General features: G+C 61.2%; 19 protein-coding genes. 15 read left to right on the forward strand and 4 right to left on the reverse strand.

What is annotated here, in order from left to right; translation table 11 throughout:
- Positions 1-31 precede the first annotated feature (31 nt).
- The 9 genes from traN to M2337_RS12340 all read left to right on the forward strand — a co-directional run bounded on the left by traN (position 32) and on the right by M2337_RS12340 (position 11,693).
- On the forward strand, positions 32-1,174 hold the full coding sequence (traN, locus tag M2337_RS12300; protein WP_264570474.1) for a conjugal transfer protein TraN: 1,143 nt from the start codon (positions 32-34) through the stop codon (positions 1,172-1,174).
- Positions 1,158-2,003 (forward strand): type-F conjugative transfer system pilin assembly protein TrbC, encoded by an 846-nt coding sequence (locus M2337_RS12305; RefSeq protein ID WP_264570475.1) that lies wholly within the window; start codon positions 1,158-1,160, stop codon positions 2,001-2,003. Before traN ends, M2337_RS12305 begins: the two co-directional genes overlap by 17 nt.
- A complete protein-coding gene (locus M2337_RS12310) occupies positions 1,975-2,580 on the forward strand; it encodes a S26 family signal peptidase (protein WP_264570476.1) in 606 nt (201 codons plus the stop codon). Before M2337_RS12305 ends, M2337_RS12310 begins: the two co-directional genes overlap by 29 nt.
- A 106-nt stretch (positions 2,581-2,686) precedes the next feature.
- Entirely contained in the window at positions 2,687-3,925 is a 1,239-nt protein-coding gene (locus M2337_RS12315; RefSeq protein ID WP_264570477.1) for a HEPN domain-containing protein, read from the forward strand.
- A gap of 37 nt (positions 3,926-3,962) precedes the next feature.
- On the forward strand, positions 3,963-4,742 hold the full coding sequence (locus M2337_RS12320) for a DUF2971 domain-containing protein (RefSeq protein WP_264570478.1): 780 nt from the start codon (positions 3,963-3,965) through the stop codon (positions 4,740-4,742).
- 331 nt (positions 4,743-5,073) lie between these two features.
- A complete protein-coding gene (locus M2337_RS12325; protein ID WP_264572256.1) occupies positions 5,074-5,931 on the forward strand; it encodes a conjugal transfer protein TraF in 858 nt (285 codons plus the stop codon).
- A complete protein-coding gene (locus tag M2337_RS12330; protein WP_264570479.1) occupies positions 5,928-6,509 on the forward strand; it encodes a hypothetical protein in 582 nt (193 codons plus the stop codon). Before M2337_RS12325 ends, M2337_RS12330 begins: the two co-directional genes overlap by 4 nt.
- A gap of 115 nt (positions 6,510-6,624) precedes the next feature.
- Positions 6,625-7,989 (forward strand): conjugal transfer protein TraH, encoded by a 1,365-nt coding sequence (locus M2337_RS12335; protein WP_413716236.1) that lies wholly within the window; start codon positions 6,625-6,627, stop codon positions 7,987-7,989.
- Between the two features lie 14 nt (positions 7,990-8,003).
- Complete coding sequence (locus M2337_RS12340) at positions 8,004-11,693, forward strand: conjugal transfer protein TraG N-terminal domain-containing protein (RefSeq protein WP_264572257.1); 3,690 nt, start codon at positions 8,004-8,006, stop codon at positions 11,691-11,693.
- 3 nt (positions 11,694-11,696) lie between these two features.
- Here M2337_RS12340 and M2337_RS12345 read toward each other — a convergent pair whose 3' ends face one another.
- Positions 11,697-12,128 carry a hypothetical protein gene (locus M2337_RS12345; protein WP_264570481.1) on the reverse strand — a complete coding sequence of 144 codons (432 nt, stop codon included), beginning with the start codon at positions 12,126-12,128 and terminating at the stop codon, positions 11,697-11,699.
- A 158-nt stretch (positions 12,129-12,286) separates the two neighbouring features.
- Between M2337_RS12345 and M2337_RS12350 the strand changes: the two genes are divergently transcribed.
- From M2337_RS12350 to M2337_RS12370, 5 genes are all read left to right on the forward strand, one after another.
- On the forward strand, positions 12,287-12,529 hold the full coding sequence (locus M2337_RS12350; RefSeq protein ID WP_264570482.1) for a type II toxin-antitoxin system Phd/YefM family antitoxin: 243 nt from the start codon (positions 12,287-12,289) through the stop codon (positions 12,527-12,529).
- Positions 12,526-12,981 (forward strand): PIN domain-containing protein, encoded by a 456-nt coding sequence (locus M2337_RS12355; RefSeq protein ID WP_264570483.1) that lies wholly within the window; start codon positions 12,526-12,528, stop codon positions 12,979-12,981. The genes M2337_RS12350 and M2337_RS12355 overlap by 4 nt, the downstream gene beginning before the upstream one ends.
- A gap of 3 nt (positions 12,982-12,984) precedes the next feature.
- Positions 12,985-13,920, forward strand: coding sequence for a HEPN domain-containing protein (locus tag M2337_RS12360; RefSeq protein WP_264570484.1), 936 nt, complete (start codon positions 12,985-12,987; stop codon positions 13,918-13,920).
- 103 nt (positions 13,921-14,023) lie between these two features.
- The gene (locus tag M2337_RS12365) at positions 14,024-16,291 is read left to right on the forward strand and encodes a DEAD/DEAH box helicase (RefSeq protein WP_264570485.1); all 2,268 of its coding nucleotides are present in this window, start codon (positions 14,024-14,026) and stop codon (positions 16,289-16,291) included.
- Positions 16,292-16,296: 5 nt separating this feature from the next.
- Entirely contained in the window at positions 16,297-16,875 is a 579-nt protein-coding gene (locus M2337_RS12370; protein WP_264570486.1) for a hypothetical protein, read from the forward strand.
- A gap of 42 nt (positions 16,876-16,917) precedes the next feature.
- Here the strand turns inward: M2337_RS12370 and M2337_RS12375 are convergent, their stop codons facing one another.
- Together M2337_RS12375 and M2337_RS12380 are read right to left on the reverse strand one after the other, a co-directional pair.
- The gene (locus tag M2337_RS12375; RefSeq protein ID WP_264570487.1) at positions 16,918-18,915 is read right to left on the reverse strand and encodes a hypothetical protein; all 1,998 of its coding nucleotides are present in this window, start codon (positions 18,913-18,915) and stop codon (positions 16,918-16,920) included.
- A gap of 178 nt (positions 18,916-19,093) precedes the next feature.
- A complete protein-coding gene (locus M2337_RS12380; protein ID WP_264570488.1) occupies positions 19,094-20,101 on the reverse strand; it encodes an aldo/keto reductase in 1,008 nt (335 codons plus the stop codon).
- Between the two features lie 199 nt (positions 20,102-20,300).
- On the opposite strand from M2337_RS12380, the gene M2337_RS12385 reads away from it, so the two are divergent.
- A complete protein-coding gene (locus M2337_RS12385; RefSeq protein ID WP_264572258.1) occupies positions 20,301-21,185 on the forward strand; it encodes a LysR family transcriptional regulator in 885 nt (294 codons plus the stop codon).
- A 64-nt stretch (positions 21,186-21,249) separates the two neighbouring features.
- On the opposite strand, the gene katG is transcribed toward M2337_RS12385, so the two are convergent.
- On the reverse strand, positions 21,250-23,481 hold the full coding sequence (gene katG / locus M2337_RS12390; RefSeq protein ID WP_264570489.1) for a catalase/peroxidase HPI: 2,232 nt from the start codon (positions 23,479-23,481) through the stop codon (positions 21,250-21,252).
- Positions 23,482-23,557 lie beyond the last annotated feature (76 nt).

Genomic DNA, 23,557 nt, shown 5'->3' on the forward strand with positions numbered 1-23,557 from the left:
CCGACGCTCCGGGATGCTGCAAGGCACTCTTTTGGCGACGATGCTCATCGCCGGTTTCTCCGTTCCCGCCGCCGCGCAGACTCCGAGCACGGCCATAGCGATTGAGCCGACCGAGCCGGGCGATCCCGATCCTGGTCCCGACCCGGTGCCTGAACAGGGTCAATATATGTGCGCGGCGGACCTCAACAATAATGGCGATGCGGCGGATGAAGGCGAAACTGCCTATTGCTCGACGACAACGAATGGCGATCACCTCTGCCCGTTGCAGGAGGTTGCGTGCGTCGCCGATGCGGCTGGCGAGTATAGCTGCCCTGTCGGCAATCAATTCGCATGCCTGACCAAGGTCGCAGGCGGTCAGCCCAGCTGTTCACCCAACCAGTGCGCCAATCTCGCGAGCACGCCGATCATCATCGAGCCACCCATCGAGGATCCCGGAACGTCACCCGATGGGGGCACCGACGCCGACGGCAACTGCCTTGGCACCATCGAGATTTTCTCGGGACGAGGGATGCGCTGCCGCCCGCCAGGGCTCAGCACGACGCTCGCCAATTGCTGCAAGGACAAGGGCAAGATCGTCAAGGACGGCATGGGCTCGTCGATCGGATCGATCGGCACGAAGATCGCGGTGGTGAAGGGTGTGTTCCAGGGTATGAGCGCGGCGTTCACCGCGCTGCGGGCCGGAGCAACTGCCGGACAGGCAGCCAATGCCGGCGCGAATGCGCTGATCATCGGGCTCGACCCGACATCGATCGCCATCAGCCTCGCGGTCAATTTCATGATCGAGTTCCTGTTCTCCGGTTGTGACCAGCAGGACATGGAAACCGCGATGCTGAACGGCTCAGGTATGTGCCATTACGTCGGGAGCTACTGCAGTTCGTCCTTCCTGGGCATCTGCCTCCAGAAATCGCACGGTCACTGCTGCTTCAACACCAAGCTTGGCCGGATCATCCAGGAGCAGGGCCGTCCCCAACTCGTCGCGTTCAACGGAAATCTCTGGGGAACCGCGAAGAACCCGATGTGCAGAGGCTTCACGCCCGAAGAGTTCCAGGCCCTCGACTTCAGCAAGATGGACCTCTCCGAATATTATGCGGACATCGAAAGCCGCGCCCAGACCGAAATCCAGATCGACATGAAAGACCGGGTCGATGCCTATCTCAATGCCATCAAGAACTAGCGCCGCCCTCGCTGCCTTGCTGCTGCTCGGAACCGCCGCACCTGCCCAGGACACAGGCCGGCAGCGCCTCGAAACCGAGGGTGACGCCGCGATGGCCAGGATGGAGGGCGCAGTCGCAAAGGCCAAGGACAGCGGTCGCGCCGTGCCCGATCCGAATATCCCGATCGAGGGCAACGAGGCAGTGAAGCGCCGGGCGTTCCAGGGTCTCAAGACCCGCGCTGCCGAGCCTGCCATGGAGGCACGGGCGCGCGCGGCAGCAAAGGCCGGCGAAGCGCGTTTGGCGGCTGAGCGTGAGGCTCAGGCCAAGCGCTTGCGCCAGGCTTTCGGGCTTGAGCCATCCGAAACCGAGGCGTTGGCACATGTCGGTCCGCCCTCAACCTCCAAGGGCTTCGTGCCAGTGATCTTCGCCTCCTCCTCAATGCCGATCGCGACGCTGCGTGCCTATGCGGCCCAGCTTGCGCGGGTTCACGGCGTGCTCGCGTTTAGAGGTATGCCGGGCGGACTGCGCAAGGTCGGGCCTATGGCAAAGTTGACCGCCGAGATCCTGCGTCTCGATCCAGGCTGCGAAGGTCCCGACTGCGTGATGCGAGACGTGCAGGTGATCGTCGATCCGATCGTCTTCAGGCAGCACGGCATTGCGCGTGTCCCCGCTCTGGCGATGATCCCCGGTGATCCCACACAGGCCTATTGCGAGCGAGACGACGAGAGTCCGCGCGCGCGCTACGTCGTCTATGGCGATAGCGCGTTGCCCGGACTTCTCGACGAATATGCGCGGCTCGGCGGCCGCGAAGAGGTGCGTGATGCTCAGGCTCTTCTGGCTTCTCGCTAACGCCCTGAGGGCGATCTTGCGAGCGCTTACCCGCTTGCCCCGCGAGCTTGGCGCTGCTCTGGGTGCCCCAGACCCAGATACGCCTGCGCGACCCCGCCGCCTGTGGATCGCGATCGGCTTCGCGATGCCGACCGCGCTGTTCGCCGCGTGGTTTGTGCCCCAGATCACGCTCGTGATGAGCCCGTCGATCGAAGCCTGGGCGGTCCGCAAGGCACCTGGACCGATCGTAAGGGGCGATTATGTGATGTACACGCTGACGCACCCGATCGCTGGGCCGAAACCCGTCAATGTCACCAAGCATGCGCTCTGCATGCCGGGCGACAGACTGACGTGGTGGGAGGTTCCTTCGCTGTCCAGGCCAAGGGTCCGCGACACGCGGTTTTTCTGCAACGGCGATCTGCTCGGCACCGCTTTGCCCTTCACCCGTGACGGGCGGCGCCTCGCTCATGCGAACTGGAGTGGCGTTATACCGGCGGGGCTGGTTTATATCGGTTCACACCATCCCCAGGGCTTTGACAGCCGCTACTTCGGTCTTGTGGAGATCTCGCGGCTTTCTAGGATGCAAAGACTTCTCTGAACTCTATTGGCGAGAATTCGTCCTGCGGCGCTGCTAGGATGATCTCGCCATGCCTATATTCGCCCCAGTTCGCTTTCGAGGCACGCTCGCGCATGGAGACGCGGTCGTGGAGGTCTCGTTCCTCGCCGGTATCGACGACGAAGGCTGCTTGACGCTTGCGATCGACCCAATCGTCCCTGCCCGGGCTGCTATGCCCTTCATTCCGCGCGACGAGCCCCTCCAGAATCAGACCATGCTCTGCCTGAGTGGGACATCAGAAGACGGTTGGCGGTTCGAAAGCGGCAGTGCGTCCCTCTCGGGCTGGTCCCACCCTGAAGGTCGCGTCGAGATCGAAGCGGATTGCGGTCTCGCCGAATTCTCCCGAGCCGTCGCCCCCGATCATCGGGACATGCGCGCTTGGAATTTCCGAAAGCTCAGAACCTACCGGGGCATCGAGCGCCAGACTGACCTTGGCCGCTTCGTATTCGTCAGTTACCGGGACACCGTCGATCAGCAACCGAGCGCAGTGCTTGCGATCCATGCCGGTGCCCAGATGGGGCAGGAATGGTGGGATGAAAGTGAGCGCTTTCTGATCCATCTCGAGCGTACACTCTCGTTCGCCTGCGACGCCTATCTCGTGCCAATCTACGAGCAGAGAGTTAGAGGCGGCGTGTTGACGTATCGCGTTGTCCGACGCGGCCGCTCTTCACATCCCTACATGCCACCTTTCGACTCCCTCTTCATGGAGCAGATCCTGGGTTGCGCCATTCGGTCCTTTCGCGAGAGACCAGAGGCTCTCGAACGCCTCGATCCCGCGATCCGCTGGATCACAGCGCCTGTAGCCTATGAGGAATCCCGGCTCATAAACGCGATGAGCGCTTTGGAAAGCATTCTGGCGCTGTCCGGCCTACCCGACCTTTTCATGGCCGACAGAAACGAATTCGGAGAACTGAAGAAGGAAGTGCGGCGATTTCTCAAGCGATTGAAGGCGCCCAGCCGGATGGGCGGGAAGGTCGACGAGCTAAACCGTCGATCGTTCCGCGACAAACTCGAAGACCTCATCAAGGACCGTAGCATCGTCACGGCTGACTTTCCCGACAATTGGATGCGCGCAATCATTGATGCTCGGAACACGATCGTCCACACCGGCGTCGCTCCGGATCTTCCTGCTTCCGACGCCCGGCTCCTTGACCACATCGTCTGGGCCAGGGAGATCGTCACGCGGATCATCCTTCAGGCGATCGGCTTCGAAGGTCAATTCCAGAGCTGGTTGCATCGCAGCCAGTATCTGAGCTTTCCGGGCTGCCGTCCGATGAGCGAGGTTGCCGCATCAGGTGATGGCGCCTTATCTGAGGCGCCCGAATAATAAAGTGTCTGCGAGTTGTTTTCAGTGGATCCAATCTATGCGACTCTTCAAATACATGAGCCTTGCGAGCCTGCGCTCGATACTTCAACACAATACGATCGGCTTCTCGCGGGCGAAAGACCTGAATGATCCTTTCGATTGGCCGACCGCACCCGACGTTCCAGACTACGGCTTTTTCGAATCGCTCACCGCGACCTTGAAGGGAAACATCTGGGCGCAGAACATGGGCGTCTGCTCAATGACCCGCAGCGCCGCCAATTCGCTGATGTGGGCGCACTATGGTGACAAGCATCGCGGCGCAGTGATTGAGATTGATGTCGATGCAGCAGGGCTCATGTGCGCGGACACCAATGCGGTGCCAGCGCACTTCGGCAGTGTCATCTATCTCAATCAGCCCAATATGAGCCAATATGCCGGTCTTCCTAATGCCTCGGAAGGTGCCCCCGGCGTCTCGGTTGGCCAGCTTTTCCCGTTTAGGATGGACTATTACCAACAACTTCAGCGTCTCTTTCTGTCGAAGCCGCTTTGCTGGGCCTACGAAGAGGAAGTTCGCATCGTCAAATGCCTGCACGGACTAGGCGAGAGTGCCGTCACCAATCAGGCCGGAGAATTCTCTATCGTGGAACGCGGTGATGGATCGTCGATGTACGCCTTCCACATGCCGGAACAGTGCATCACCGGTATCTACTTCGGAATCAACGCGAACGTGCAAGAAGCGCAGCGGATCGCGTCGGACTTCGGCATCAAGGGCAGCATGATAGGACTGAAGCAGCGCGGCTCCTACGACGTCAATTTTCGTCCCTTCGAGAAGGCGTAAACGCGACGCGCATCGTCTGATCCAAGCCCAAAGTGATCACGACCTAAATTTAATCCAGCTTTTGAGCCCCACGATCTGCAAGTCCAGGCCAAGCTCTCAGCCCCGCTCGCGCGATTGCTATGCCGTCGTGAGGGCGATTGGCTCAAAGAGGTAATTCTGCGGACCTGAGGGCTAATTTTTGCGCAATCGGCACTGATGTGCCCGCCATCTTGAAGCGACAATGGCAGAAACGCACCGTCGCTCCATGGCAAAGGAATCTCGAACCCCTTCACCGATAAGCACTCTGCAACCATCCTGCGGGGCGTTGCTGGCGACCGCCCTCGCATCCGGTATGCTCGTCGCCGCCGGGCCTGCCTTTGCTCAAGCAACGCCTCTTCCGGCGCCCGCCGACAAGCAAGGCTATTGGTGGTATCAGTCTCCACAACCGCCGGCAGAAAAGCCGGACGATGCTAATGACCTGGCGAAGCCATCTATTCCACCCATGGCGGAGCTGGCAACTTGGACGCCGCCGAAAATCCGCAAACTAATCGAGCAACAGCGCGACTATGCTGCGACGGTACTCACGATCGATGCCGTCGCCGACTTCTGGCTGCTCCAGGACTTTGCTCGGCGGAAGGCGCGTGCCTTTGCCGGCGTGACCCAGATCGCCATGCTCCAGCATCCGGAGCTGAATTCCAAATCGGCAAATCCGATGGTTGGCGATGCTCGTTCCGAGATGACCGCGGAAAAGGACAGCATTCGGCGATCCTATCTCCGGTCCCAAGCCAGCGAGTTCGCGCTCGTCATGTTCGGCAGAGCGACCTGCGGCTATTGCCGTGTGCAATGGCCCATCATCCAGCGCTTCCAAGAAGAGATGGGCTGGCAGGTAACGCTCGTCGATCTCGATCGGCGGCCTGACGTTGCCCAGCGCTTCGGCGTCGAGATCACGCCCACGACGATGGTGATCCGGCGTGCAAGCCAACAGCGCATGACGATCGCCTCCGGGGTGGAAGCTTACCCGAACCTCAGCCAGATGGCTTATCAGGCGGTCCGGCTGCTCCGGGGCGACATCCGACCGGAACAGTTCATGACCGGCCCCGGCGAAGATGCCGGCTTCTTCGACGCGCTGGGCAACGGCCCAGTTTCTTCCACCGACCCGCAGGTGTTGGGAGGAGACCTCATAGCAACCAACACGGAGCGCCGGCCATGACCCGGATCGTCTTCCTGCTTGGCATCCCTGGATTGGTGATAGCGACCGGCACTTGTGCCACCGCCCAGACCATCACTCGAGAACAGGCGATGCGGGCCGCCATCCACCCGGTCCCCGATCAGGCGACGATGCAGGCATGGCTCTCGCGCGTGCCCGTGACACGTCAGTTTCCCGACGACTTCGCCTCGACACTGTCGGGCCAGGGACCAGCTTTCGTCATCGAGATGTCGACAGCGGCCCGCTGCGTCCCCTGTGGAGATCTCTGGACCAAGCTGGTGACGCTTGGACGTCGCTATGGATGGAAGGTTCAGACGATCCACCCGAACGAGGCGATGATCCGGTCCGGCAGGCTCGGACTGCCTTGGGTAGGACACCCCGTAGCGTGGGTCCGTCCGATTACGGATGAAGGCCGGGTCGTCCCCATCGCCATCGGCACGGACCATTCTCCCAACCTCGCGCGCAACCTCTACCTCGCCGCTAAAATGCTGACCGGCGTCAGGCCTGCGGTCGGCGTGCGCGCGATGTCAAAATTCACGGGCATCGTCGAAATGCCTCCACCGCCCCGGGGCAAGCGCTGAGCGTGGCGGGCTCGATTCTATCCCTCACCTCGATCTCCCCTCGGAGTCTGCCATGTATCGCTTGCCCCTGCGCCTTGCCGGATTGTTCGCGGCTGTCCTCCTCTCCTCGATCCTGATGACCGCACCCGCGTCAGCGCAGAGCTGGGCGGAGAGCTGGTTCGACAATGTCACCTATAGCTCGCCGGGCAGCTTTGAGGACCAGACACGCGGCTACCTGACGGCGGGCGGCATGTCCGGGCGGGTCGATGTCCATAACGACTATCTGATGTCGGTCAGCCTGCCCAAGGTGAAAGCGGGCTGCGGGGGCATCGACATGTTCCTGGGCGGTATGTCGTTCCTTGATCCCGACTATCTCGTCCAGAAGCTCGAGAGCATCTTGCAGGCCGCACCCGCGGTCGCTTTCCAGTATCTGCTCGAAACCCTCGATGAGAAGATGGGGAACATCATCTCGAAGATGGAGGCTGCGACCAACTTCCTCAATTCAATCCAGGTGAACGACTGCCGGCTCGCCAACCGCATGGTTCAGGTCGCCAAGGGCGACGACAATATGAGCGGCATCCTCGAAGAGATGACCGGCTATCGCTCGGTCAAGCAGGGCTTCGCGAAAAGCTACCAGCAGAGCCGCGAAAAGATCGAAGCGAACAACAACAATCCGACGGAAGATCTCAAGGATTCGCTTGCGAACTGCCCGGCTGAGGTCACCGACATCTTTCGGACCGGCTCGCTGCTGGCGCACGCGGCCTCACGCGTCGGCGCTGGTGACTGGGCTGGGGTCATGCGCGCCAGGGTCGGAGACGTCTACATGCGCTGGGATCCTACGGACAAAGTGCCGCTCTTCACAGCAATCCCGCAATGCGCGGGCCAGGACACCGAGAGTGCTCAGGACTTCTTGACCGGGCGCGTCCAGAAGCGGTCACTCAGCATCCCTCCGACCGCGACCGATTGCTCTCAGGACGGTGCAGGCCGAGGCGCATTGATACTCGCCCGCGAGCGTATGGAATCCATCGCGACCAAGATCAGAACGCGCGCCGCGCTAAGCGCCGAGGAGAAGCAGTTCGTGGCGAACGTGCGGACCCTCCCCGTCTATCGCATGCTCGAATGGGGCGTCCGCCAGGGAGTGGTCGACTCGGTGATCGCTGATACCGACGAGTTGGTCGCTCTCACCCTCGCCTACCAGATGCTCAACGATCTAACGCGGACGATCGACTATACGGTGACGAACGCGGAGCGTGGCACCATCGTCGCGGGCGCAGCCGACGTGAACAACACCAACGTCTGCCAGACCAAGATCCTCTCGAAGGGCATTGAGCAGCTGCGCGACCTGCGTGACGAGGTCCTGAGGCAGCGGGCTCAGATGCGGCAAAGCTACATGGCTGCGCTTTCGGCCGCCAACCTTTCTGCAAGCTATTCCGGGCTGATCCGCGCCCGCGACCGTGACGCCAGGGATGCCGCCGGTGCTGCCGCGGCCCGCAACCAGTGAGCGGCCGCCTCGCGATGCGCCAAGGCATCAAGCTTCTGACGGGCGCGCTTCTTACGCTGGCGTCCTCACCTGCCTGGGCCGTTGAAGCCAGCTTTCACACCTATGATGGCTTTGGCGAAACGGTCGATGCGTTCCGCCTCGTGTCGATGATCTTCGCCGACCCGCGTTACGAGACGCTCGTGCTGATCGTCGCGACGGTGGGCGTTGGGCTCGGTGCGATCATGGCGAGCATCAGGGGAACCGGTATGGGGCTGGTCGCCTTCGGCTTCCAGATCCTAGTCGGTGTCGGCCTGTTCGTCGGCCTGGTCGCAACCACCGGTACGGTCCATGTCTATGATCGGGTCCGAAATGCCTATCAGCCGGTCGGCGGTGTGCCGAACCTGCTCGTCCTGGTGGCCGGCGCCACGAACATGATCGAGCGGGCGTTGGTCGAGACGATCGATGACAATACGCTCGATCCGAACGCCAAGATCGAGTTCGGCGCTGGCGGCCACAGCTTCGATCTTTTCCTGAATGCGGTCTCGCCCCGTGGCCCGATGACCGACACTTTCCTTGACGCAACGATCAAGGATTATGTCCGCCAATGCTACCCTGTCGCCCGCGTGTCGGCGGCCTATGGCATTGATGACGATAAGCTGTTTCGGAGCACAACGGATTTGCCGGCCGCCTTTGCCGCGATGGCCGGACCATCGACATTCTCGACGGTCTATACGGAGACCGAGAAAGGCGGCTCGACGATGAGCTGCAACGAATCCTGGGCCTACATCGCAGACCGGCTTTCGGATCCGACGCTTTTCGATACCTACACCCGTCAGGTCTGCGCCCGTACCGGCTTCGACACTGCGAGTACGCAGCAGCTTACCCGCTGCCGCTCGCAGCTCGGGGATATGGGCGAGATGATGCTGAAGCGCCCCCTCTCCGCTCAGGCGTTAATGACCCACATCCTTCTCGGCAGCGCCGTCGGTGATGTGCTGTTCGAGGATTCTCCGGCAAGCGCTGCCAGGGTGATGGCGAACCGCGCGGTCATGTCGAATGGTCTTGCGACCTTGTCCGTCGCCAACGAGTGGATGCCGACGATCCGCGCTACCGTTTTCGGGATCATGCTGTTCATGGTGCCGGTCGCGCTGCTCTTCATTCTGACGCCGATCAACCTGCGCGTTGCCAGCTTCGCCTTGGGCCTGTTTGTGTTCGTGGCGCTTTGGGGCGTCATAGACGCAGGCATCTACCAGCTCGCCCTCGGGCGGGCGATGGCCACCTTGGAAGAAATGCGCTCTAACGCGCTTGCCGCCAACGCATGGCTTCTCGCCCCTTCTGCCGCAATGAAGGGCCTGGCCGTCTTCGGATCATTCAGAACAGCTGCAGCGGGCCTAGCCGGGGCGTTCGTCTTCACCGTCTTCCGCTTCAGCGGTAACGTGTTCACCTCCTTCACCTCAGGCTCGCTGAGCGTTGCCGGCCAGGCCGCTGGAGCCGCAGCTCCGATGGCGACCACCGAAGGCCAGGCGTCAGCACTGGAGGCTCAGGCATCGGCGATGGGCACGCGCGCCCGGGCTGCGGCCACCTCCAGTTTCGGCGATTTCGGAGAGCGATCGACCTTTGGCGCAAGTAGGGCTTTCGGTGAGGCAAACCGCGTTCTAGGCGAAAACCCAGGATCCGGTGGCAGCACGGCCCTTTCGCTCGGTGGGCTCGAGGGTGCGCGCCAGCTTGGAAGCCTGGCCCCCGCCCTCTCCGGCAAAGACCTTTCCGATCCCGAGGTGGCTCGTGCGGTTCGCGCCAACGCGACTACCACGGCCATCCAGCAATTTGCAGAGAAGGACGCGCTGCGCAGTCTCGGCAACACCTATTTCGGTGGCGGCGAGGCCGGCGAGCGCAACTTCGCCGCATTCGCTCAGAACCTCGTCCAATGGCGGGCGTTCGGCGATCAGAGGGCCTATGGCATGATGATGCAGGCAGCGACCCGTACCTTCGAGCGAGCCGGCTATTCGCCTGAGGACGCTAGCCTTAAGGCTTCCGGCGTCATTGCCGATGCGCAGTCGGATCCAACCTTCGCCAAGCTTATCGCCAACGCCTACGATCAGAACCAGATGCTCGCCAACGATCTGACGAGCGCGCAGGTCCAGGCCGGCGCGATGGCGGGTCGGCGAGACTTCGCGGCTGACAATGTCGCGGGCATCGAGCGAGCGAACGTCTCCGCCGAGCAGGCATGGCGTACTGGCTCTAACACGGGCCAACGCAATGCGTCGGAGATGCTTGGACTGCCGATGGCAGAGACCTCGCGCCGGATCTCGTTCATCAATGCCCTGTCCGGCGAGGCACGCAGCACGGCGATCTCCCAACTCGCTAAATCAACCGGCCGGTCCGAGGCCCAAATCGAGCATGCCTTGGAACGGTACAATGCGGCTGTGTCGGTCGGCACAGCGGACGGCGCGAGCGCCGAGGCCGGCCGAGAAGGCACAAGCGTCTACGGCCGCACGCGGGAGGCTGCCGGCTACGACTTTGCGGAACGCACGGGCAAGCTCGACGCCCAGCGCGAAGTTGGAACTCGCGGCACCCGGTCGGCTGCCCGGATTGGGGAAGAGCGTCGGCAATCGGAGAATTTCGGCTTCGCGGAGGGTGCCGCCGCCGCAGGCGTCTCCACCCGTGAGGCTGCTCGCCTCGACAGCTTCATCCAGACGCTCGGTCGTACTGCCGGCAATCAGGTCGACATGGCGGAAGGAGGCGCCGCCGGAATTGCGGATCGCGCGCGCAATGACCGGCTGACCAGCATCGTCGACAAGGAGCGGCTGTCCCGCATCCAGGGTTTGCTTGCCGAACATGGCGTCAAGCTCAGCAAGCGCCAGATTGCGATGGATCAGAATGGCGATTTCAGCCTCAACCTGACACCGCAAACGGCCGCAAATATGTGGCGCGGCGGACTGATCAATCAGAGCCAGCTGGGTGCGATCGCGAATGGCGGAAACGCACGTTTCAGCTTTGCCGACAACGACCTGCTGGTTTCGAGCGGCACAGATTTCAGTCAGTCGGGGCGTTCCGACACGAGCACCCGCTTCGAGGCAGGCAAACAGGCCGGCCCGGATACAGTCGAGCATTTCCTTGGTGGTGGGAAGGAAGGACAAGCCGAGCTGGCCAACTGGCTCCGTGGTGGCTTCGAAATGGACCGTCAGGGCCACTGGCGTCTCAGTCCCCAGGTCGCAGATACACTCCAACGCGACGTTCAGGCGGTGATGGTGCAGACCGGCTGGACCCGGTCGATTTCCAGGTCTGCTTCGCATCAGATCACCCAGAGCATCGACGTTGGCGGTCAAACCGGCGCTGGCGCCGGGGTCGGCAATAAAGGCACGAAGGGATCGGCCTCCATCCAATTAGGGGGAAGCAGTCGCGACACGGCCACCGCAAACACAGATGCTGCCGGATCGATCAATATCGTGAACTATGACGTGCGCGAAGCGATTGCGATGGCGGAGCGTACAGCCGCGAGATCAGCGGACCCTGCCAGCACTTTCTCAAGCGCGCTCAGCGAGCAAATTCTGGGCGCCAACGGACTGCGCAACCGCTATCTCGAACAGGCAGATTCGGGTCGAGGGCTGGGCGACGCCCTCGCTCCGTTCACTTCATTTGAACAACGCACAATCGTCGAGACAGGCCGCTTTTCAGGCGACAGAGACGCCGGACTTTGGGACGGGGATCCCGAATATAAGAAGCGCTGAGTGTCACTCGTCGTGGTGCAGCTTGTAGAGGATATTGGAACGGTTAAGAGGCGACCCAGGGTCACGAGGATCAGACACATCGACGCCCAGCTTCCGAAAGCTAATAAGCGGCCAATCATCCATGCCATGCATTTCTTCCCGGTCAGCAAAGCCCTGTTCCCCGCTTTCGCGCCCCGGCTGAAAGCCGTGGCTTTTGCAGAACCAAGCCGCTCTGCACGCGATATAGAAGATCAGGACGTAAGGGTGCAAAATGGCGGCCAACCAGAAATAATCGGCCGCATGTCTTGGCATGATGGGAGAAAAAAGCACTGTCAGCCAGAAGATCGACGCCGCAATCAGCCAGGCCTTCGCGTACCAGGGACGCCAGAGCCATTGCGACCATCGGAAGGATGTTCGCTTCATTTCGGAGTGGGAGTGTGCATCTAATTTGGTCATCACCGTCTCACCGAAAAGATAGCATTCGCGTGCCAAGATACCGAAGCGCATTTACCGCAAACTTTGCGGAGATTCTCGGCAAGAGTGCCATCAAAATCGCTTGCATAAAATGCCGCCCGAACTAAAGTAGTCAATATAACTACTTCGAGGTTTCGTCAATGGAACAGGCAGTTTCGGCAGCGGATGCCAATCGAAAATTCTCGACGATCCTGCGCGGCGTTCGCGACGGGAACAGCTATGTGGTCACGAGCCACGGGCGCCCGGTCGCGCGCATCGTTCCTGCAAACAAGGAGGACGAAACCATCTCTGGAGCCCGCGCCCTTCTCCTCGATCGCCTCGAAAGCCAGGAAGTCATCGACATCGGTCTTTGGAGCCGCGACGAGCTTTACGACGAATCATGAAAGTCGCGCTGGACACAAATATCCTAGCCTATGCCGAGGGCGTGAACGGTGTCGCAAAGCGAAATCAAGCGCTGGATATCGTTCGGCACCTTCGTGTCGAGGCGACTGTCATTCCCATTCAAGTTTTCGGCGAGCTGTTCAACGTTCTGGTTCGCAAAGCCGAGCGGAGCCGGTCTGAGGCGCGCGACGCGTTGCAGGCCTGGCGGGATACATTCTCGACCATCGAGACCTCATCGGAGATCATGCAATCGGCGACCGATGTTGCGACGGATCACAAGTTCGGGATCTGGGACGCCGTCATTCTTGCCGCCGCGTCTCACGCAGGTTGCCGCCTCCTTCTCTCAGAAGACATGCAAGATGGCTTCACCTGGGGAGGCGTCACAGTTGCCAATCCATTTGCCGCTCCGCGTAATGTATTGCTGGAAACACTTTTGAGCGAGGCTTCAGAGTAAGCCGTGAAGACCGATCTCGACCATCTACCCGCGAACAAGCGCCGCGAGCTCGAGCGAGTGGTCAAAATCCTTTTCGAGGAGTTCAGCGACGCCAAGGGCAATCCTACTGGCGAGAAGAAGCTGGGCCGCATCCTCAAGGTCATTCTCTACGGCTCCTATGCTCGCGGAGGATGGGTCGACGAACCGCACACATCGAAGGGATACCAGTCAGACTTCGACCTGCTGGTGATCGTCAATCAGAAGGAATTAACCGACCGGGTCGCCTATTGGGCACGCGCTGACGCCCGGCTCATTCAGGAGCTCGCCATTACCCACAGCCTCCGAACTCCGGTCAACTTTATCGTGCATTCATTGCAAGAAGTGAACGACGGCCTTGCCCATGGCCGGTATTTCTTCATCGATGTGGCGAGAGACGGCATCGCGCTGTACCAGGCCGACGACAGTGAGCTGTTGCAGCCAAAGCCAAAGACCCCCGCTCAGGCAGTCGAACTCGCGAAGGAATACTACGGTGAATGGTATCCAAGTGCAGGCGAATTCTACGACGACTACAAATCGAACCTTGAACGAGATCGACTAAAAAAATCAGCGTTTGAATTGCATCAAGCAGCCGAGCGACTCTACCATTGTGTATTGCTGACCGTCAGCTTTTACACGCCCCACGTCCACAATCTGGCTTTCCTTCGCACACAGGCCGAGCGCCTCGATCCAAGACTTCGCACGGTGTGGCCGATGGACACACGCGCCGACCGCGCGCGCTTTGAGAAGCTGAAGGACGCCTATGTCAAAGCTCGCTTCTCCAAGCACTATCGAATTTCGGCCGAGGAACTCACATGGCTCGGTCAGCAGGTTGAAGAACTTGGCCGCGTAGTCGATGTGATCTGTAGGGAGCGTATTTCCAGTTTGACCGAAAAAGCGGCAGCAGCGGCGACCGAGTTGTGATCGAACGGAGATTGCGTACCATGAATCGTCGCCAAGGGCGGTCAGTTGTGGAGTACGCTGAGGCCGACCATCGACTTTAGGCGGAAATATTCGGGGGGTTATTTTGGAGAGCTATTCCGCTTTTAGCGATCTCTATCCTGCGCCGATCATCGATTGGGTGCAGGCGAAGGGGTGGACGGGCTTCCGCGAGATCCAAAAGCTTGCGATTGCAAACATACCGATCGACCAAGCGTCGCCTCTCTCCGACGTGATTCTCGAGGCTGAAACTTCGAGCGGCAAGACCGAGGCTGCCTTTCTACCCTTGATAGCGCGACACCTGTTGGCCGATCCAAAGCCGAAGGGTTTTGTGATCGTCTATGTCAGCCCGCTCAAGGCCCTGATCAACGACGCCCAGATCCGGTTGGAGAGCCTGGGTGCTGCGGCCGACCTCGGTGTGTATCGGTGGCACTCGGAATCCGAGGCTGACAAGGACAAGGCGCGCAAGGCGGCCGCTTCAATCCTGCTGACGACACCAGAGTCGATCGAAGGGTTTCTGGTGAGAGCCATTTCCAAACCCACCGAGTTGGCTGCGCTTACCAGCGCGCAAGCGATCGTGGTCGACGAACTGCACGCGTATTTCGATACCGCCCGAGGACGCCACCTTCAGTCGCTGCTGCATCGATTGGACCTTCATGCCGGGCGTAAAATTCCCCGTATCGGGCTATCCGCGACTCTCGGAAACATCGACAAGGAAGCGAGCGATGCGCTGAGGCCAAAGGCCGTCGATCCGGCAAAAGTGATACGATCGAGCGGGGCCGAAGCGAAGCCCGTCAAGGTCGCCGTGAAAGTCTTCGTCGACTCAGCAGAGGCCGGATTAGAGGGCGAGGCCGTCAGAAAACCGCTGCCCGAACGGATCGCGGAGGAGTTGCTGGCCGATCTGGGCAACGCGTCCCGGTCGCTCGTATTTGCCAACGCTCGCGCCACTGTCGAGACGGTATTCGAAGCCCTAAGCAAGCGGGCGCCCGAGGGGCAGCCGTTCGAAGTCGCGCGCCATCATAGCTCCGTCCCTAAGAAGGAGCGCGAGACCATTGAAAAGAAGATGCGCGCCGAGCCGGGCATCGACGACGCGCCCGCCTCGATGGTCACGATCTGCACCAACACGCTCGAGCTGGGCATCGACATCGGCAAGGTTGAGCGCGTCATCCAGATTGATCCGACCTACTCGGTTTCTGCGCTGCGCCAGCGCGTGGGCAGATCGGGTCGCCGCGATGACATGACCGCCGAGGGCCTCATCTATGTGATGGAAAACGCCCTTTCCGAGACGACGCATCCGCTGGAGCAATTGCGGCTTAGAACCATTCAGGCGGCCGCCACCGCCCAGCTGAGCCTCGAGGCGGCCTTCGAGGTTCCCAACCCGCGCAACCTCCAGGTATCGACGCTGTACCACCAGGTCCTGTCGATGCTCCATGAGCACGGGGAATGCACGACGCAGGCATTGCACGAGGCACTGGTGACGACCGGCCCGTGGGAGAGTGACGGACCTTTCGGTGCCCTCCCCTTCTTCGAGCGCTTCATCGAGGCGATGGAGGAGGTTCGTAAGCCACAGGTTGCGCGGGTCGGGAAGGATGGGCCCTGGCGTAGCGCCGAGGGTCAGACGTTGCGTAACCACCCCTACGCGATCTTCAGCACCCCCGCAGAGTATGTCGTCACCCACGGGACGAAGGTCATTGGCCGACTGCCGGTGACCGTCGCCTATCGGATCGGCGAAACCTTCGTGCTCAATGCTGGGCGTTGGCGCGTGACGTCGGTTAATGAGGCACGGCACACCATTACCGTCGCCCGCGCACCTTCGGCGGGTGCGCCGCGCTACGGCGGACCTGCGCAGACGCCCAGCGGCCTGGTCACGCAGCGGGTGCAGGAGATTCTTGCAGGGCGCTCTATCTCGGATGTTGCAGGCGACGAGGTCGTCGAGGCCGTGGTGGATGAAGGCCGCTCCGCCTATCAGACCCTCGGCCTCTCAGGCACGCGTTTCATCCCTTGGGGCCGCGATACACTTATCTTCCCATGGGTAGGCGCAAGGCTGACCGAGACACTTGTTCTCCTCCTTCGGCGAGAGGGGCTGCGAGCTAACGGATCGAGCTTTGCCATCACGGTCGAGGACGAAGGAGCTACGGCGATCAAGCTTGCCCTGTCTGCGGTCAAACCAGACGAAATTGACCTCGAGGAGCTGGCACGGGAAGCCCGGCGACTGCAGCAGGACCGATTCGACCGCCTCCTCATCCCCTACTATCTGCGCCTCGGCTACGCGCGCCGCGGACTCACCCTGAATGGGTTTACCCAACTCTTGAATGATCTGAAGACCGATCCGGCCGCACCGGACATGAAGGACTGACCGCGTTGGCGACTATCGACGAAGAAGAGTATCAAAAGCACATGGCCGGGCCGATCAGTGAGGGCTTCACGCTCGACCCGCCTGGCTATGAGCGCCTCTCCGCGTGGACACATGTGCTGATGCACCTTCTGAATGCTCACGCCAATTTTGAGAAGATCCGCGACCAGCCTAGCATAGAGGGTGACCTCGCAAGCATCGTCCAGCAGCAGGCTAATTTCGTGGCTGGCCTAATGGCCTACGGCCGATGCTACGCATCAAGTGCGCCGGGGATACCCCAACTTCACGGCAAAAAGGTCTTCGCGGGATCGGAGGAAGGCATGGCCATTCACCTCCGGATGATCGAACTTCGCAATAAGTTTGCAGCCCACACCGAGCAGATCGACCTCCTGCGCTTGACCCTCGCGGTGAAGGACGAAGGCGAGCGGGTCGTCGTCCGCCATCTCACCACGAGCGCGCTACCGCTCAACGAGATAGACGGATTCCTCGATGTTGTGGCGCACACTCAACATTTCGCAACCGTAGAGTTGAACAAGCAACTCGATCACCTTGAAACGAAGATAGGGAAAACGATCGACCTCGACTGACCTAACCAATGCTCCCGTCCTGCACGGCTTAGGTCTCCCGTCTCACTTTTCCCCGGTCACCTCCATCGAGGCGCCCAACTTCTGAAAAGTCGACTGGGCACCGGACAGCAGCGCGCTGAGCTGGCGCATCCGACCTACCTGCCCGGCTTCCTTGCCTGCTCGGTGCTGCTCCACTGCCTTGTCCCAGGTTTTCTCACTGATGCGTGGCTGAAAGATCAGGACATGGCGTTGCGGCTTTCGCAGTCCGTTCATGGCGGTGACGAAAGCCGCGCGGTCGATCACGGTCCCGTCATGCCGCCAGACCAATCCATCATTATTCGCGGTGGTTCGGCCGCTCAGCATGTCGCCAAGGAGACCTTGATCATAAGCCCTGAGGTTCTTCACGGCCTGGCTCACAACCTCCGAGAAGGGCGTGACGCTGATCGTGCTCTTCTCGCCTTTGTGACGAGCTTTGACGTGGATGAAGCTGATCGATGGCCGTTTGGGTGAGATGGCGATGAAGTCCGCGATCTCACCCGCGCCATCGTCGCATAGCAGCCACCAATCATCGATCGGGATATCGTCCGGCGATCCCGTCGAGGCCGCGTGCTTCTTCACGTAGCAGAAGAGGGAATCCTGCAATCCGATCTTGGACGGATCGAAGATCTTGATCGACTTCCCCTTTGCCGAGATTCCCGGCTTTGTGGGCTTCTCAGCCTTGAGGTCGTATTTCATCCCATCGTCGGCAGGCGTAAGCTTCATCCACCGCCAGCGCTCGAAAATCGCATCTCGGAAGTGCGTCTGGTACAGCGCGCCATTCTGGATCACATGCCCTGACGCATAGCGGATCGTCATCTGCGCATTGCGCTTGCCCAGCGAGCGATCGAGAGCGGCGAGCTCCGCATCGGCCTTGTCGACATGATAGCCGACGACCCGGTGGAGTATCTCAAGCTGCCGGTCCGCCCTGGCCACAGGGCGCATGCTTAGCGTGGCGAGCTTGCGGTCATCGTAATAGGCATCGACGACAACGGCAGCCCCGCCGGCTTTCAGCGTTTCGGCTTCGTCGACGACGAAGCGACCGTGGGATCGCCAGGCGTCCCGCTCCTGAGCGGGCTCGACGACCCGCCCAGCCACGACATCGTCGATGAGCTCAGCGGTGTCGTAGCCGACATCGAACCCTTCCTTGATATCGGCCATCTGTTTGGCCGAGAGCGGTCGCGCTACGAACGGAAGACCGGACCGCACGAATTCCGAGACATCGACGGCATCTGCCTTCGCTCCGGTGAGTACGCCGATCAGCTCCTGCAAGCCAGCGATGAACTCCTCGAAATTCTTGGTCGACTTCGTCCAGAGCGTATTCTTGTCGTAGGAGACGCCGACCCGCAGATCCTTCTTCTCCTCCGGCTTGTCGGTCGGAAGCACGCTGACGGCTGCGGTATACGTATAGGTCTGGTCACCGAACTGATCGAGCGCGTAGCGAAGATCAGGTCCGCTCAGGATTTTGCGATCTGCTTTGAGGATTGTGGGGACGTGGAGACCCTCTAACCAGGCGCTTTTGGCATTACCGCGCACGAACGCGTTTTCCAGTACCTCACGCTCGATTGGCATTGCAGTCTGAGCGAGACGAACCTGACGCGGATCTTCACCAGTGGCGCCAAGTCCGATCAGCTCGGTCAGCCGTGCCCGCATCGTGTCGTGACTGGCATAAAGCGCGACAAACGGCGCTGCCGCGACAAGAACGATCAGGTGATTGGCCACGTCGAGGAGATATTCGTCCTCAACCGCAGCAATCTCTTCGCCGTTGGCCGTAGCGTCTCCCTCGTTTTCCTCGGCGACCGGATCGGGTGCGCGAAACCAGCTTGGCTGCTTTTCAATTCGGTAGCGGGATGTCTCAACATGGAGAGCGCCGATGTCGGTCGACACCATCGGAACGATCGGTCGCGGCGGATCACCAATGCCGACGGGGACGACAGGAAGCGTCAGAGCCACGTCGTCCAGACGTGCTGTAACCTCACGAACAATCGCCGCCGGATCGTCGGCCCTGAACAGGGTCAGCGTCACATGCGGTTTGATATTCTTGAGATCCAACACCATCCAGCCCCCAGTCCTGCCGCTGCGATTGATACCCCATCGATCGCAGCGCCCGACAATCTCTTGGAAGTTAGCACAACAGCCAGGAGATGATCATCCTCCTGCGGCGGCCGACGGAATATTTCTCCGGCCAACCACAAGCGTTCGATCAGGCGGGAAGCGGCGCCTCCGGATCAACAAGACCATCGGCGCGCAAATCCTTCCAGAATTCGGTAGGGACATGCTCCTTCAGCGCTGCGCTATCCTCAGCGATACGGCCGGGGCGGCTGGCGCCCGGGATCACGGCCGCGACCGCTGGGTTCGCCAGCGAGAACTGGAGCCCTGCCGCTTTCATGCTGATCCCGTACCGCTCCGCGATCGCTTTGATCCGCGCAACCTTGTCGAGGATCTCCGGCGTGGCCGGCGCATACTCGAAGTTTGGACCGCCCACGAGCGCCCCGGAGCTGTAGGGACCGCCAACGACGATTCCCAGCCCTCGCTCTGCGACCAGTGGCATCACACGCTGAAGGGCACGGCTGTGATCCAGAAGCGTATAGCGGCCCGCCAAGAGGAATGCGTCGGGACGCGGCTCTTCCAGGCCGAGCAACAGTTCGATCGGTTCCACCTTGTTGACGCCCAGCCCCCACGCCTTGATCGTGCCCTCGTTGCGCAGCCGGTCGAGCGCCCGGAACGCACCGGTTCGGGCTTCCTCGAACTTCGCCACCCACTGGTCGCCCCAGAAGTCCTGCGCGAGATCATGGACGAAGGCGATCTCGATGTGATCGGTCCGTAAACGCTTCAGGCTGTCCTCGATCGAGCGCAAGGTTGCGTCATAAGTGTAGTCGTTGACGATGCGGTTGGCGCGGCCATGGGCGAACACGCCGGCCTTCTCGCCCTGCTCACGCGCGCTCACGTCCTCCAGCTCGTCGAGGATGATGCGACCGACCTTCGTGCTGATCACATATTCGTCGCGGGGCTTGCCAGCCAGCGCCTCGCCCATGCGCAACTCAGCAAGTCCTGCGCCGTAGAAGGGCGCGTTGTCGAAGTAGCGGATGCCATCGCTCCATGCGGCCTCAACCGTGGCGAGCGCCTCGTCCTCGGGGATATCGCGGAACATGTTGCCGAGCGGCGCTGCGCCGAACCCGAGCTTTCCGGAGAGTATGTCGTTCAGGGGCATGGTCAGTTCCTTTCGTTTCACGCGATCCGCAGTGCGGTCGAATATCAGGATGCTCGAACGGGATTTGTTGGATCATCACGCTCGGCTCGCAGCAGCAAATGCGTCTTCTGGTGCCACTTGATAACTGGGCCATGATGATCAAAAGTGCGGAATTGAATTCCGCAATGAGGAAGTGAGGTTGGACAATCGGGCCAGTGAGATGCGCGTGTTCACGCGCATCGTAGAGACAGGCAGCTTTTCGGAGGCAGCGCGGCGCATGCACATGACCGCCTCTGCCGTCGGAAAGATGGTCGGCCGGATCGAAACACGGCTTGCGGTCCGGCTCATTGAGCGATCGACAAGACGGCTTTCCCTCACTGATGCCGGGCAAGTCTATTACGATAGATGCCTGCAGATTCTCCAAGAGATGGACGATCTCGACAATAGCATTGCGACGGGCGGCACCGAGATATCCGGCACGATCCGTATCAGCGCTTCGGTCGGGTTCGGCATATACGAGCTTGAGCCGCTGCTTTCTGCCTTCTGGAACCTGCACCCCAAAGTCACGATCGATCTGTCTTTGTCGGACGAAGTCGTCGACCTCTACCTCGAGCGCACCGACCTTGCCTTCCGCGTGGGCACGCTTGCCGTCTCCAATCTCGTCGCCATCAAACTGGGGCGCTCGCCCCGGATCATCGTGGCCTCGCCCGATTATCTCGCACGCCATGGCACGCCTCAGGCGATCTCGGAACTCGACAGCCATAATTGCCTCGGTTTCAATTTCAAGCGTTCAGTCGCGAGCTGGCCTCTCGAAGAGGATGGACGACCTACGGATCGGACCGTGAGCGGCAACTTTCTGGCGAATAGCGGAGAAGCCGTACGTCGCATGGCAGTTCGTGGCGCTGGCCTCGGTCGCATCGGCCTGTTTCATGCGAAGGACGATCTCGCCGCCGGTCGCCTGGTTCATGTCCTTCAAGACGCTACGCCCGGCCAGTTCGAGGAGGTCTATGCGGTTCATACCGGCGGCCCGTCGATGGCGCCCCGGCTGCGAGCCTTTCTTGACTTCATCGTGCCTCGTCTTCGCGCAAGCCTGGCCGCTGAATAGCGCGCTTCCCCTTCGGGAACACCGCGACGGGGAAAGGCGCTCCATGCGCCCTCCCCGCCTCGCCTCACGTCAGCAGATCGAACCGATCGGCGTTCATGACCTTCGTCCACGCGGCAACGAAGTCCTCGACGAACTTCCCATTCGCATCCGCACCGGCATAGACCTCGCAGACCGAACGGAGCTGGGAGTTGGAGCCGAACACCAGATCGACGCGCGATGCCGTCCAGCGCGGCGCTCCGCTCGCGCGATCGGAGCCAACGAATGTTTCGGTATCGTCTTCGCTGACAGCCTTCCAACCAACCATCATGTCGAGGAGATTGACGAGGAAATCGTTGGTCAGCTGCCCCGGGCGATCGGTCAGCACGCCGAGCGATGATCCCCCGTGATTCGCCCCAAGCACGCGCAGCCCCGCGATAAGCACCGTCATTTCAGGGACGGTCAGCCCCAGCAACTGGGCGCGATCGACAAGTAGCTCCTCGGCTGCGACATCGAAAGGCGTTTCCAGATAATTGCGGAAGCCGTCGGCACGCGGCTCGAGGAACGCGAAGCTGGCCGCGTCGGTCTCGGCCTGGCTGGCATCCGTCCGGCCCGGCGTGAACGGCACTTCAAGCTGCACTCCTGCAGCCTGGGCGGCCCGCTCGATCCCGACAGAGCCGGCGAGCACGATAAGGTCCGCGATCGAGACCTTCTTCCCGCCCGAGGCGCTGCCGTCGAAGTCCGCCTTGAGCCCCTCGAGGATGCCCAACACATAGTCGAGCTGTTGGGGCTGATTGACCGCCCAGCTTCGCTGCGGCGAAAGGCGGATCCGTGCCCCGTTCCCGCCGCCGCGACGATCGGAGCCACGATAGGTTGAGGCCGAAGCCCATGCGGTGCTGACCATCTCGGAGATCGAGAGACCCGACGAGATCAGGGCGGACTTGAGCGAAGCGATATCGCCTGCATCGATCGATGCATAATCGGCCTTGGGGATCGGGTCCTGCCAGACGAGATCTTCACTGGGGACGTCTGGCCCGAGATACCGCGCCTTCGGCCCCATGTCGCGATGGGTGAGCTTGAACCAGGCCCGCGCAAACGCGTCCGCGAAATGTGCCGGATCCGCTCGGTAGCGCTCCAGGATCGTGCGGTAAGCCGGATCGACCTTCAGCGCCATGTCGGCGGTCGTCATCATCGTGGGCACCTTCGTGCCTGGCGTGTGCGCCTTGGGCGCCAGCGTTTCTTCGGGATTGCCGACAGGCTGCCACTGATGCGCGCCGGCGGGACTGCGAACGAGCTCATACTCATGGTCGAGAAGCATCTCGAAATAGGTCATGTCCCAGGTCGTGGGCGTTGGCGTCCACGATCCCTCGATCCCCGAGGTGATCGCATCGTCGCCCATCCCGGTCCCGTTCGTGGAGATCCAGCCGAGCCCCATCTGGGCGATGTCCGCCCCTTCCGGCGCTGCACCGACAGTCGCAGCATCACCGCCGCCATGCGACTTCCCGAAGGTATGGCCGCCGGCCGTCAGCGCGACAGTCTCCTCGTCGTTCATGCCCATGCGGCCAAAGGTCTCGCGAATGTCGCGAGCCGAACCTACCGGATCCGGGACGCTCCCTGGCCCTTCCGGATTCACATAAATGAGGCCCATCTGGATCGCAGCTAGCGGCTTCTCGAGGGTGCGTCCGTCGGCATCGTCGATACGTGTCAGATTCTCCGGGTCACCGACCCAGTTCGCTTCTTCGCCCCAGAAGATGTCGAGCGAAGGCTCATAGACGTCTTCGCGACCACCGCCGAAGCCGAAGATCGGACCACCCATCGATTCGATCGCCACGTTGCCGGTGAGGATGAACAGGTCGGCCCAGCTAAGACTCGCCCCATATTTCTGCTTGATCGGCCAGAGCAGCCGCCGCGCCTTGTCGAGGTTGCCATTGTCCGGCCAGGAGTTGAGCGGCGCGAAACGCTGGGAGCCCGAAGATGAGCCACCGCGACCATCGCCGCTGCGATAGCTCCCGGCAGAGTGCCAGGCCATACGAATGAAAAAGGGCCCATAGTGCCCATAGTCGGCCGGCCACCAAGGCTGACTGTCGGTCATCAGCGCGTGCAAGTCTGCTTTTACGGCCGAATAGTCGAGCGCGTTAAAGGCCCTTCGATATTCGAAATCTGCAGGATATGGGCTGGGCGAAGCGCCATGCTGGCTCAGAATGTTAAGTGGCAGCGCCTTGGGCCACCAGTCGCGATTGGTCCGCCCAAGCAGCGATCGCGACGTCTTCAACGGCTTGGGCGCGCCTCCCATCGGGCATTTGGTTGTTACTGCATCCATGTCTGATCTCCGTCTCGTCGATGCCGACATTGGCGAGGCGATCATGCATTGGATTGTATGATCTTAGCGCGAACGT

This window comes from Sphingobium sp. B2D3A (assembly GCF_025961795.1).
Classification (GTDB): Bacteria; Pseudomonadota; Alphaproteobacteria; order Sphingomonadales; family Sphingomonadaceae; genus Sphingobium.